The sequence below is a fragment of the Streptomyces sp. SID1328 genome (genome assembly GCF_009865595.1).
GTDB classification, from domain to species: Bacteria; Actinomycetota; Actinomycetes; order Streptomycetales; family Streptomycetaceae; genus Streptomyces; species Streptomyces griseoluteus.
In genome coordinates, this window is record NZ_WWKH01000896.1 from 1 (window position 1) to 11,656 (window position 11,656).

Sequence of the window (11,656 nt, forward strand, 5' to 3'; positions counted from 1 at the left end):
TGGGGCGACCGGTCGGGGACGTCGTCGGTACCGGGAGGCCGGCCGTGGCCTCGGGGCCCGTACCGCCCATCGGCTGTTCGCCCTGGGCCGCGGTGGGGCGGGTGCGGTCGGCGGGCTGGTGGTTCAGGGCGGCGGCGAGGGTGAGGCCACCGCCGACCAGGGCGACGGCGGTCGCCAGGGCGGCCCTGCGGCGCGTCTTCCTCCAACGGGACTGCTCACGACGCCGGGCCGCGCGGCCACTGCCCGACGGCACCTCCGCCGGACGGTGCGGGGCGGCGATCGGCGGGGGCACCGACCTGCCACGACGGGGCGCCGGCACGTCCTCATCGCCGGGCTGCCGCACGGCGTACCGGCTTGTGCGGACCGGCATCGGGGCCAGGTCCGGGGAGGCGCAGACACCGCAGCCGGGGCAGACCAGGGCGCCGTTCAGATGCCGACGGCAGGCGGAGCAGTAGTCCATTCGCGGTCTTCCTGGGTCGACGGGCGCGGGTGAGCGCCCGCCACCGTAACGGGACCATCAGCAGAGTGTGTGCGCCCCATGTGGCCCTCCTGCACACATTCCCAGCGGATTCCGGGTGGCTGGAACGGGTGTGGCCGGAAGCGATGTGGGCGCCCCCCGTGTGGGCGGGCCCCATGTGGTCTGGCCCCATGTGGGCGCGCTCCATGTGGTCCAGCCCTGTGGGCGCATGCCATGTGGCCCGACTCCAGGTCGCCGCACCCCATGTGCCCCGGCCCCAGGGCGCCTGGTGACCCGGCTCACACCCCCACATGTCACACCCCCGTCACCCCGCCCGTCGTAACCGTGAATCCACCGGAACCGACCCACAGGAGCGCACCCATGACCGCCCGCCTCAACCCCTTCGCCATCCCCGCCACCGCCAAGATCATCAAGCACATCAACGCGGCCGGAATGGTGGTCTCGGACTCCACCCTCCCCGCTGCCACCCAGGAGCTGGTGAAGATCCGCGCCAGCCAGATCAACGGCTGCGGCTTCTGCCTCGACATGCACACCAAGGAGGCCGCGCACGCGGGCGAGACCCCGCTCCGGCTGAACATGGTCGCCGCCTGGCGCGAGGCCACCGTCTTCACCGACGCCGAGCGCGCCGCCCTCGAACTGGCCGAGCAGGGCACCCGGCTCGCCGACACGCCGGGCGCCGTCACCGACGAGGCGTGGGCGAACGCGGCCAAGCACTACGACGAGGACCAGCTCGCGGCCCTGGTCTTCCTGATCGGCCTCATCAACGCCTACAACCGCATGAACGTCATGATCCGCATGCCCGCCGGCGACTACCAGGTCGGTCAGCCGGCCTGAGCCGGACCCGGGCCGGAACCTCCTGGGGCATCCGGAGGTGAGACGGCGTGTGCGCCCCACCGCGCGCACGCCCCTCGCTTATCGTCGGCCAAACACCGACATCCGGAGTGCAAATGGGAAAAACGGATGAGCTGGTGGGAGTGGTCGACAGGGCGGCAACGGTCGTCATCCCCACCGCTCCACCGGCCCGCCCCAGCCCCGTACGCCCGCTGCTCGCCCTCACCGCCGCCGCGGCCGCCGGGATCACGGTGCTGCTGCTCGCCCGCGCCGGAGTGCTCGACCGGCCCGCCGTACAGGCGTGGCGCACGGTCTGCCTGGCGATCACCGTGCAGGCGCTGCCGTTCCTGATCCTCGGCACCGTGCTGTCCGGCGCGATCAACGCGTTCGTCCCGGCCGACCTGTTCACCCGCGTGCTGCCCAGGCGGGCCGCGCTCGCCGTACCGGTCGCGGGGATCGCGGGCGCGGTGCTGCCGGGGTGCGAGTGCGCGTCCGTACCGGTCGCCAACAGCCTGATCCGGCGGGGTGTCACCCCGGCCGCCGCCTTCGCCTTCCTGCTGTCCGCGCCCGCGATCAACCCGATCGTGCTCACCGCCACGGCGGTCGCCTTCCCCGGCAACCCCGCGATGGTCGCCGCCCGGCTGGCCGCCTCGCTGGCCACCGCCGCCGTGATGGGCTGGCTGTGGCTCTGCCTCGGCAAGGAGAAGTGGCTGCGCCCGGCCGTACGGCACACCGGCCACCAGCACGGGCACAGCCGCTGGGCCGAGTTCCGCCAGGGCTTCCAGCACGACTTCCTGCACGCCGGTGGCTTCCTGGTGCTCGGCGCGATGGCAGCGGCCACCTTCAACGTCGCCGTACCGCGCACCGTGCTCGACGCCTTCTCCGGCTCGCCCTGGCTCTCCGTACTGTTCCTCGCCGGGCTCGCCGTCCTGCTCGCCGTCTGCTCGGAGGCGGACGCCTTTGTGGCGGCGTCACTCACAGGCTTCTCCCCCACAGCCCGGCTCGCCTTCATGGTGGTCGGCCCCATGGTGGACCTGAAGCTGATCGCCCTTCAGGCGGGCACCTTCGGCCGCGCCTTCGCCGTACGGTTCTCCGCCGCGACCACGGTCGTCGCCGTCGCCGCCAGCGCCCTGACCGGAGGCGTGCTGCTGTGAGACGCCCCGCCCAGACCGCCCTGCTCGCCCTCATCGGCGCCGGCCTGCTGCACACGGCCCTCTTCACCGACCTCTACCTGCGCTACGTCAAGGAGGGCCTGCGCCCCGTCCTGATCGCGTCCGGCGTCGTCCTGCTGCTCCTCGGCGCCGTGAACGCCTGCCTCGACCTGCGCGGAAACCGGGAGCCCCACGAGTCCCACGACCACCACGAAGCCCACTCACCCGGCCACGACCACTCCACCGCCCCCACGGTCGCCTGGCTCCTCGCCCTCCCCGCCCTCAGCCTCCTCCTCTACGCCCCGCCCGCCCTCGGCGCGTACACGGCGGCCCACTCCAACGGGAAACCGGTCGCCACCACCCCGAAGGAACGTTTCCCCGCCCTCCCCGCGACCTCCCCGCTTCCCCTGACCCTCACCGGCTTCACCCAGCGCGTCCAGCAGGACCCCACGCTGGCGATCAGGGGCCGGCAGGTGCAGCTCACCGGTTTCGTCACCCCGGCCGGGGCAGGCGGCGGCTGGTACCTGACCCGGATCATCTTCACCTGCTGCGCCGCCGACTCCCAGACCGTCAAGGTCCGCGTCCACGGCTCCGACGCCCCGCCCGCCAACACCTGGCTCGCGGTCACCGGCACCTGGCACCCCGCGGGCCGCCTCGGCACGAAGACCGCCGAGGCCGCGCTCGACGTCCGGGAGACCCACCCCATCGCCCAGCCGGTCAACGCGTACACGGACGACCTCCCGCTGACCCCGTCGTAGGCGCGGCCGCCGCGCTGCGTCCCGTCCCGCCCCCCGCGATACGCTGGTGACCGGCCGCGCCTCAACGCCGCCGACAGTCCCTACTTGCGATGGAGCGCGCCCGCCTGCGCGGGCCTCGGCGAGTAGGAGACGTACGCCCATGAAACGACCCACGACGAACGAACCCGTCGACCCCGACCTCGACCTGCGCTCTCCCGCCCAGTGGCAGGAGGCGTGGCGCGGTCAGGGCCCGGTCGTGGCGGTGGTCGCGGCAGGCGGCGCGACCGGTGCGACGGCCCGGTACGCGGCGTCACTGCTGTGGCCCGTCGCGAACCCCGGCTTCCCCTGGACCACCCTGCTGGTCAACGTGACCGGCTGCGCGGTCATCGGCGTCTTCATGGTGCTGATCAGCGAGGTATGGACGGCGCACCGGCTGGTCCGGCCGTTCTTCGGGACGGGGGTGCTGGGGGGCTTCACCACGTTCTCCACGTACGCCGTCGAGATCGAGCGGCTGGTGAACGCCGGTGAGGCGCGCACCGCCCTCGCGTATCTGGCCGCGACCCTGTTCGCGGCCCTCGGCTCGGTCGGACTCGCGGTGGCGCTGACGCGCCGCGTCCTGGCCCGGAGGCAGCGATGACCACGACACGGCTGACCGGCGACGCCCTCGGGATGACGATCATCGGCGAGCACGACACCCACCGCCACAAGCCGCTCTGCAGCGAGATCGTGCACCGCGCGCACGCGGCCGGTCTCGCGGGTGCCAGCGTGTTCCGGGGCATCGAGGGTTTCGGCGCGTCCTCCCTGATCCACACCGCCCGGCTGCTCTCCCTGAACGAGGAACTGCCGGTGGCGATCGTCATCGTCGACACCCCGGAGCGGGTACGGGCGTTCCTGCCGCAACTGGACGAGCTGGTGGAGTCGGGGCTGGTGATCCTGGACGACTGCGAGGTCATCCGCTACGCCGGCAGCCACTCGGGCCGCCACTCCCGGCGTCACCCGGGCAAGGAGAAGAAGGCGTGAACTGGCTCCTCGTGATCATCGGCGGCATGGCCGGAGCCCCGCTGCGCTACCTCACCGACCGCGCCGTCCAAAAACGCCACGACGCCGTCTTCCCCTGGGGCACCTTCACGGTCAACGTCCTCGGCTGCTTCATCCTCGGCCTCCTGACCGGCGCGGTCGCAGCGGGCGCCGCCTCTTCCCACACCCAACTCCTCCTGGGCACCGGCCTGTGCGGCGCCCTCACCACGTACTCCACCTTCTCCTACGAGACCCTCCGCCTCACGGAGGACGGCGCCCGCTTCCTGGCGGCGGCCAACGTGGTGGGAAGCGTGGTGGCGGGCCTGGGAGCGGCCTTCACGGGCACGGCGTGCGCAGAGGCGATCTGGGCGTGATGCCGACTCGTACGACGCCCGCCGGACCCCCCTCGGAGAAGATGCCCCCATGCCCCCTGAGCCCTGGCCCACCCACCTCGTCAACCCCCAGGGCTTGAAGGCGATTTACGGCGCCAAGCCGCCACCCCTCACCGCCGTACGGCTCCGGCAGCTCACCCTCCACGAGGACGGCCCCGCCCTCACGCTCCGCCTCGACCTGCCGTACCCCGCCGACCCGCCCTGGAAATGGGCGGCGCAGGGCTTCAACACCGTGCAGACCGAGCTGGCGTTCACCGGCCTGAGCGCCCTCACCCTGCACGGCTTCGGCACCGAGATCACGGCGGACGTCACCCTCACGGCGGCCGGGGACGGAGTCGCCGTACACGTCACCGCCCCCGGGACCACCGTCGAAGCGGTCGCCCGGACCGTCTACCTGGCGGCGCTGAGGGCCTACGCCCAGGAGTGACGTTCGTGCGCCGACCGGTCCGGCAGTGGCCGGCGCTCGACGCCCGCCTCGCGACGGAGCTCACGTACGGCTGCGGGTCACCGGCGGCCGGGCCGTCAGCGCGGTGTGTCGTCGTGAGCGAGTGCGTTCTCCCTCAGGTTTGTCTCCCTGCGCAGTGTTCTGGTGAACCATGCGCCGTAGCGGTTCCCCAGGAAGGGAGCAGAGGCTCCGTGGAGGATGACGCTCAGGCCGACGGTCACGGCGACGACTCCGCTCAGCAGGGTTCCCCCCGGCAGGTGTTCCTCGTACGCGAGCAGGCCGAACACGAGGGAGGCGAGCCCGCGCGGACCGAACCAGCCGATGTAGGCCACGGAGGTGGCGCGCAGCCCGGTGCCGATCAGCGCGAGAGCGACCGGCAGCATCCGGACGACGGTGAGGCTGAGCAGCGCGTAGACGACCATCCGCCACGTCAGGTGCTGGAGCGTCGGTCCGAGGATGACCGCGCCGAAGACGAGGAAGCTCAGCGAGGCGAGCAGGAGGCCGAGCCGTTCGGTGAACGTCGTGCTGTGCACGGGGTCCGAGTCCTCGGGACGCAGGTTCGGACCGGCGGGTGCCCGCCGCAGGTGGACGCCGAAGGCCAGGCCGGCGGCCCAGGAACCGATGAAGCCGCTTCCCTCGCCCATGAGACACAGCGCGTAGGCGACGGCCGGAACGGCGAGGACCAGCAACTGCCGCCAGTCGGAGGTGCTCCACCCCTTGGTCAGCGACCAGCGCAGCAGACTCGCCCCGGCCCAGCCGGCGGCGATGCCGATCCCGCTGCTCAGCAGCAGCGCCCGCAGGAACGTCTCGGCCACGCCCGGACGACCGTGGCCCTCACCGGCCGCCGCGAGCGCCAGCACGAAGAACGGGAGCGCCAGACCGTCGTTCAGACCGGATTCCACGGACAGGCCGCCGCGGATCAGCGGCGGCACCCGCTTGTTGGAGAAAGCCTGCTGCCCGAGCGCGGCGTCCGTCGGCGCGAGGATGACGGCGGCCAGGGCCAGTTCCCACACACCGAGGCCGGGCAGCAGGGGCCAGGCCGCCAGCCACCCCAGAGCCATCGTGGCCGGCAGTCCCACCACGAGCAGCCGCAGCGGCAGGAACTCCTCCCGGCGCAGGTCCCGGAGCCTGATTGCCGCCGCGTCCGCGAACAGCAGGAGCACCAGCGCACTCTCCAGCAGCGTCCGTGTGACCTCGGGGTCCTTCGCACGGTCCAGCACATCCAGGCCCAGCGGGCCGATCGCCACACCCACGAGCATGAACACCAGCGGTCCCGAGAGCACCGTGGTCGACAGGCGCCGCGAGAACAGCCCATAGCCGACGACCACACACCCGGCGGCCACGACGGCCCAGCCGTTCATCCGCACTCCTCACGCCGGACACCCGTCGTCGCCAGGGCGGTCGCGCCGTCCCGTCACGCAGAGACACGAAGTCCGACCCTACGTCGCCTCCGGCCGGCCCTGCGGAAACCTTGGGCCGAACCCGCCCAGCCCGGCTCGGTCGGCCCAACGAGAGGTGAGGGTGCCGGGTCGAGCGGAGCACGTGGACGCTGCGACGCGCGCTCGGGCCCTCATGAAGGCGGGGGCTCTCGCCCGAGTGCGCCGGGAGGCCTCAGACCCGTTCCTGTTCGCCGGTCGAAGTGGCGGTCTCGATGACCGATACGCGGGGAGGGGCCGGGCGACCTATCGCAGTCGGGGCCGCCCCCGTCGAGGCATCGTCAGATTGTCTGATCGTGATCTTCCTGCGGCTGACCAGGGTCTCGTTGATCCATTAGCGTCTACCACGCACGTGGCTGACGAGATCCACCGCAGCCACCGTGGACCGGCGCGGCAGAGCGTCCGGCCACGAACGGGGCGCCGCACGGCGGCACATGATCGCATCAACGAGGGGGGCGTGGGGGCGTTGACCCGGACGTCGACTGAACCATTGCGTGGACGCGGCCGCCGCAGAGGGGGCGCGGGCCTCGCGGCCGGTGCGGCCGCCACGATTCTGACGGTCGTGGGAACAGCAGTCCCGTTCGCCGCGGCCGCGGCGCCCGCGCAGGCCGCCCAGGTGGCGTCTGCGGCTGACCCGTCCCAGGAGGTCGTGATCCCGCCAGCCGACCGGGCCACACCCCGTGTGGACACCCCGTTGGCGGTGGGCAGCACCGGTTTTCTGCACCAGCAGGAGGGCCGGGACGGCTACACCTGGACCGACTTCGCGAGCGGCACCTCGGCACAGGTGTCCGGCCTGCAGACCCTGCCGGCCAACGCGCTCGTACGTCCGGTCGGCGCCGGTGGCGACCTGCTCGCCATCTCACCGAGCCCGGCCCGGGGCGCCGCCTGGTATACCTTGCTCGATCCGCACACCGGTGAGCGGCGGGACGTACAGCTCCCGGCGCACCACACCTTCCAAGGGACCGTCGGCGGCAAGGTGCTGGCATTGGAGTCCGCGACCAGCACCACCAGCTCCGCCGGGGTGCTCCTGGACCCGGGAGCCACCGCCGCGCAGCCGCTGCACCTCACCGGCCTGCCCGCGGGCGCCCAGCTGAACAGCCTCTCCCTGCAGCAGCAGGCCACGGACGACCGCGGCGCGGTGATCTCCTTCCGGCAGGACGGCGCGTACCGTTACGGCCTACTGGACCCTGCGACGGCCGTGATCACACCGCTCCCCGAGGCGATGAGCGGCGAGGGCCTGAACATCCTGCTGAGCGCCGACCGGATCGCCTGGTGGGGGCACGGCTACGCCGGCCTGCGCTGGCTGCCGCGCGGGGACTTCTCCTCCGGGACCGAGGAGTTCCCGCTCCCCGACGACGCGTTCCCCCTGGCACTGCTCGGCGACACCCTCCTGACCTCGGCCCCGGACACCACCTCGGGTACCACGCTCGGCCGGCGGCTGACCGCCCGGCCGCTCGACGGCGCGGAGCCGACCACCGTACTCGACCATCTCGCGCTCGTATCGGACTCCCCGCCCCAGGCGGCGGACGGAAGCGCCCTGTTCGTCGGCGGTACCGGCAGCGGCGACTGGGCGGTGCACCGCTTCACCGCGCGCCCCGGGGAAACACCGGCACATGAGGCGGCCCAGCCGCTGCCCCCGGTGACCGCCAAGCTTCTGGGACTGAGCCTGTACCGCGGCACCCTCAGCCGGGTGGACAGCACCGAGGGCAGGATCTCCCTCCACCAGCAGGACATCGGCACCGGGCCGGTCCCCCTCGCGGGAGCGGCCGAGCCCGTGCCCGTGGGCCTGCCCTCGTCCACCGTGCGCTGCGCGACGGGTGAGGACTGCGTACGGATCGTGGAGGGCAACGGGTACGGGGCGTCCTTCCTCTCCGAGAAGGACGGGCGGACGTACCTGGAGACCCGGGTGGACCCCTACACCTCGCACGTCCAGATGCAGTTGCCCGGCAGCGGCGGCGAGGTCCGGGACGCGTCCCCCTCGTACGTGGTGGTGGACGGCAGTTCCCCGAAGACCCAGTACCTGATCGACCCGGGCTACAACCGGGTGATCCGCAGCCGCCCGGTGCAGGCCGCGGCGCTCTGGTACTCCACCCTGTGGAGCGCGGCCCCCGCCAGCCCCGGAACGCTGACCGCGGAGCGGCTGACCTCGGACGCCACCGCGCCCGGCAAGCCCGTGCGCACCGTGCGGACCGGCGCCGCCTGCGTGCCCACCGAGCTGCAGGTGACCGCGCGATGGCTGTACTGGTCCTGCGGTGCCGACAAGCAGGCCGGCGTGTACGACCTGACGAAAAACCGTGGTTTCGCCGTGCCGTCGGGCCCCGCCATGCTCGGTGACGGCTACATGATCCGGCACGACCGCGCGGCGCGCGAGCTCAAGCTGACCGACTTCCACACCGGCAGCCCGCTCGCGGAGCGCTCCTTCGCCGCCCTCGCCGCCAGCACCCTCGCGGACGACCGCAGGATCACGTGGACGGTGGACAAGTACAGCGGTCACGTCGCCTACGTGGACGCCGACCGCCGCGTGCACGTGGCGGCGGACGGCGTGCCGGACTCCGCCCCGGTCGTGGGGGAGGAATACACCAACGGGAACGTCGCGCCGAGGACGACCTCGTCGTACTACTCGACCTGGACGGCCTCGTTCCTGCTCAGCCGCCCCGTGGACTCCTGGCAAGTGGACATCGCCCAGAAGGCGACCGGGCGCAGGGTGGCCACGCTGAGGGGCGGAGCCGTACGCGGTCGCGACGCCATGGGGGCCTCGTGGAACGGGAGGGAGTCGAACGGCGCTCTCCCTCCGAGTGGCACCTACACCTACCAGCTGACCGCCCGCGTCGGCGGCGGGACCGCGCCGGTGAAGGTGGGAAGCGGCCTCCTCCAGGTGCTGTGCGGCGCCCTCCCGACCCATGTCTACGACTGCGACGGCTTCCCCGACATGGTGGCGGTCCGCAAGGACGGCCGGACCGACTCGTGGGAGGGGCACCCCCAAGGGCACTTCTACAACCGCAGCTACACCGCTGACTGGCCGACCTCCTCCACCCTGGTGCCGGGCGGCGACCTCAACGGCGACGGGTACGCGGACATGCTGGTCCGCAACTCCGCCGGCGAGCTGCGGGCGTACTGGGGCTTCGGACAGGTGTACTTCGCCCGGGGGTCCAACAAGTCCACCCTCATCGGCAAGGGCTGGAACACGTACGATCTGCTGACCTCGTCCGGGGACCTCAACCGCGACGGCCGCTCCGACCTGTTGACCCGTGACCGGTCCGGAGTCCTGTGGTTCCACGCCGGCACCGGCAAGGGCACGTTCAAACCCCGGGTGCGCGTGGGCACCGGACTGTCCGGTTATACGGCGCTGGTGGGAGTGGGTGATCTCAACGGCGACGGACCGGGCGACCTTCTGGGCCGGGACAAGGCCGGCAACCTCTACCGCTGGTACGGGAACGGAAAGGGCGGCTTCGGGGGGCGAGTGAAGATCGCCTCGGGCTTCCGCACGTACAACGCCCTGGTCGGTGTCGGCGACCTGACCCAGGACGGGCGCAACGACCTCCTCGCCCGCGACACCACGGGCAACCTGTACCGCTGGGCGGGCAACGGCAAGGGCGGCTTCGGCGGACGGGTGAAGATCGGCAGTGGCTGGGGCGTCTACAAGGCGCTGTACTGACGGTCGGGGACAACAGCCTCCAGGCCCGCGCCTCCAGAGCGCGCAGCGGACCGCCTTCCTCGCGGGTGCGTCGAGGAACGCACCCGCGCCGCGCGTCGACCGTGACGCGGGCCGTGTCGTCCCGCCGGGCGCGGTTCCCGGCGACCGCCGCATCCCGCACGTGACAAGGGTGTGACGGGTATGAACTTGTCCGCTCTCGTCGCAGTCGTGATGATGGCGGCATGTCTGAGAACGGGGACCGGATGGCGAGTTCGGGCATCGCGCCCGCCCAGGCGGCTGAAGTGGCGGCGCGCAAACGGGAGTTCGCCGAGCTGCTGGGGGAGTTCCGCCGTACTCCCGTTCTCGTGCCGTTGGGTGATGATCCGGGCGGCGAACAGGCGCTGCTGACCGCCGACTTCAACGGCATCCGCTTCATCCTGGCCTTCTCCGACGAGCAGGCGCTCGCCCGGTACGCCACCGCGCGCGGGGAGTCGGCACGAGAGTGGACGTACCAGCGCGTCCTTGGCGCACGTCTGTTGGACGCGGCTGTACCCGCCGCTGGTGTGCCGTGCGGGGTGGCGCTTGACTGCGCGGACGGTTCGGACGGGGTGGTGTTCCCGCCGGTGGCGGGGATCGTGCCGGACGGCGCGGCGGTGGACCTGGACGACGAGGCGCGGCACGGGGGTGCGATATGAGTGGCGAGGGCGGGATGGATCTCCAGGCGCAGGGCCTGGAGGAGATCGCCAAGGGCCTGACGGAGGCGCTGGGCGAACTGGGCGAGCTGGGCATGGTCGGTCAGGCCGGCGCGGGCCGCGGCTTCTCCGGAATCGCCCTGTCGGGGCTGGAGTTGGGCCACGAGGGCCTCACCGGTGAGCTGAAGACGTTCTGCGAACGCTGGGAGTGGGGCGTACGCGCCCTGATCGCGGAGGGCAACGCCTTCGCGCAGAAGACCAACCTGTCGGCGGGCACGTACTACGAGACCGAGCAGTACCTCAAGGGCAGCGTGAAGGTCGTCGCCAACTCGGCGGTGGGCAACCCGTACGCCTCCGAGGAGGACGTGGAGAAGATGGGCTGGGGGGACATCGCCAAGTCCGGCCGGACGGTGGACTATTCGCAGGAGTCCTTCGAGCAGGCGTGGGAGAACAGCAAGCAGGGCTGGAAGGACGCCGGCCGGGACGCGATGACCGCGCCCCTGATCGGCACGGTCCCCGTCACCCCGGAGAACCTGCACGGCGCGGTGGGCATGTCGGACAAGGAGTACGACCAGTTCCTCGACGACACCTTCGGCCCGTCCCCGGAAGCCCGCGCGAAGGCGGCCGAGCAGCAGGGCGGTGAGGGCTGATGGGGCTGGGGGACCTCACCAACTCGTTGCTGGGCGGCGCCGAGAACCTGTACGACAAGGGCAAGAAGAAGGCCGGCGAGCTGGTCGACTCCGGCACGGACAAGCTGGGCGGCGCGATGGACCGCGTCGGCCTGCACGACTGGGCCGACGGCGTGGAGGACTGGGGCGACGAGGTCGCCTCCGACCTGGGCGC

12 protein-coding genes and 1 pseudogene are annotated in these 11,656 nt (G+C 72.1%); 11 read left to right on the forward strand and 2 right to left on the reverse strand.

Annotated elements, in window-relative coordinates; genetic code table 11:
* Positions 1–460, reverse strand: a pseudogene (locus GT030_RS35895) (hypothetical protein); the annotation flags it as partial.
* A gap of 378 nt (positions 461–838) precedes the next feature.
* On the opposite strand from GT030_RS35895, the gene GT030_RS28760 reads away from it, so the two are divergent.
* The 7 genes from GT030_RS28760 to GT030_RS28790 all read left to right on the forward strand — a co-directional run bounded on the left by GT030_RS28760 (position 839) and on the right by GT030_RS28790 (position 5,033).
* A complete protein-coding gene (locus GT030_RS28760) occupies positions 839–1,312 on the forward strand; it encodes a carboxymuconolactone decarboxylase family protein (RefSeq protein WP_161203586.1) in 474 nt (157 codons plus the stop codon).
* A 113-nt stretch (positions 1,313–1,425) separates the two neighbouring features.
* The gene (locus tag GT030_RS28765) at positions 1,426–2,463 is read left to right on the forward strand and encodes a permease (RefSeq protein ID WP_202460689.1); all 1,038 of its coding nucleotides are present in this window, start codon (positions 1,426–1,428) and stop codon (positions 2,461–2,463) included.
* A complete protein-coding gene (locus tag GT030_RS28770; RefSeq protein ID WP_161203587.1) occupies positions 2,460–3,218 on the forward strand; it encodes a TIGR03943 family protein in 759 nt (252 codons plus the stop codon). Before GT030_RS28765 ends, GT030_RS28770 begins: the two co-directional genes overlap by 4 nt.
* Positions 3,219–3,357: 139 nt before the next feature.
* Positions 3,358–3,834 (forward strand): CrcB family protein, encoded by a 477-nt coding sequence (locus GT030_RS28775; protein ID WP_161203588.1) that lies wholly within the window; start codon positions 3,358–3,360, stop codon positions 3,832–3,834.
* Positions 3,831–4,217: a DUF190 domain-containing protein gene (locus GT030_RS28780; RefSeq protein WP_161203589.1), complete on the forward strand. Its 387-nt coding sequence runs from the start codon at positions 3,831–3,833 to the stop codon at positions 4,215–4,217. The genes GT030_RS28775 and GT030_RS28780 overlap by 4 nt, the downstream gene beginning before the upstream one ends.
* On the forward strand, positions 4,214–4,588 hold the full coding sequence (crcB, locus tag GT030_RS28785) for a fluoride efflux transporter CrcB (RefSeq protein ID WP_161203590.1): 375 nt from the start codon (positions 4,214–4,216) through the stop codon (positions 4,586–4,588). The genes GT030_RS28780 and crcB overlap by 4 nt, the downstream gene beginning before the upstream one ends.
* Positions 4,589–4,637: 49 nt before the next feature.
* Positions 4,638–5,033, forward strand: coding sequence for an Imm50 family immunity protein (locus GT030_RS28790; RefSeq protein WP_161203591.1), 396 nt, complete (start codon positions 4,638–4,640; stop codon positions 5,031–5,033).
* Between the two features lie 95 nt (positions 5,034–5,128).
* Here GT030_RS28790 and GT030_RS28795 read toward each other — a convergent pair whose 3' ends face one another.
* On the reverse strand, positions 5,129–6,412 hold the full coding sequence (locus GT030_RS28795; RefSeq protein ID WP_161203592.1) for a cation:proton antiporter: 1,284 nt from the start codon (positions 6,410–6,412) through the stop codon (positions 5,129–5,131).
* Positions 6,413–7,049: 637 nt separating this feature from the next.
* On the opposite strand from GT030_RS28795, the gene GT030_RS37445 reads away from it, so the two are divergent.
* The 4 genes from GT030_RS37445 to GT030_RS28815 form a co-directional block, all read left to right on the forward strand.
* Positions 7,050–10,142: an FG-GAP-like repeat-containing protein gene (locus GT030_RS37445; RefSeq protein ID WP_161203593.1), complete on the forward strand. Its 3,093-nt coding sequence runs from the start codon at positions 7,050–7,052 to the stop codon at positions 10,140–10,142.
* A gap of 242 nt (positions 10,143–10,384) precedes the next feature.
* Positions 10,385–10,816, forward strand: a complete 432-nt coding sequence (locus GT030_RS28805; RefSeq protein WP_161203597.1) for a hypothetical protein — start codon at positions 10,385–10,387, stop codon at positions 10,814–10,816.
* On the forward strand, positions 10,813–11,463 hold the full coding sequence (locus tag GT030_RS28810) for a hypothetical protein (protein ID WP_161203594.1): 651 nt from the start codon (positions 10,813–10,815) through the stop codon (positions 11,461–11,463). Before GT030_RS28805 ends, GT030_RS28810 begins: the two co-directional genes overlap by 4 nt.
* On the forward strand, positions 11,463–11,656 hold a 194-nt coding region (locus GT030_RS28815), incomplete at its 3' end, for a putative T7SS-secreted protein (RefSeq protein WP_161203595.1). The genes GT030_RS28810 and GT030_RS28815, both read left to right, overlap by 1 nt.

Coding starts and splice junctions, on each gene's coding strand:
- GT030_RS28760 (WP_161203586.1), top strand. CDS start 839: ATGACCGCCCGCCTCAACCCCTTCGCCATCCCCGCCACCGCCAAGATC.
- GT030_RS28765 (WP_202460689.1), top strand. CDS start 1,426: ATGGGAAAAACGGATGAGCTGGTGGGAGTGGTCGACAGGGCGGCAACG.
- GT030_RS28775 (WP_161203588.1), top strand. CDS start 3,358: ATGAAACGACCCACGACGAACGAACCCGTCGACCCCGACCTCGACCTG.
- GT030_RS28780 (WP_161203589.1), top strand. CDS start 3,831: ATGACCACGACACGGCTGACCGGCGACGCCCTCGGGATGACGATCATC.
- GT030_RS28790 (WP_161203591.1), top strand. CDS start 4,638: ATGCCCCCTGAGCCCTGGCCCACCCACCTCGTCAACCCCCAGGGCTTG.
- GT030_RS28795 (WP_161203592.1), bottom strand. CDS start 6,412: ATGAACGGCTGGGCCGTCGTGGCCGCCGGGTGTGTGGTCGTCGGCTAT.
- GT030_RS28805 (WP_161203597.1), top strand. CDS start 10,385: ATGGCGAGTTCGGGCATCGCGCCCGCCCAGGCGGCTGAAGTGGCGGCG.
- GT030_RS28810 (WP_161203594.1), top strand. CDS start 10,813: ATGAGTGGCGAGGGCGGGATGGATCTCCAGGCGCAGGGCCTGGAGGAG.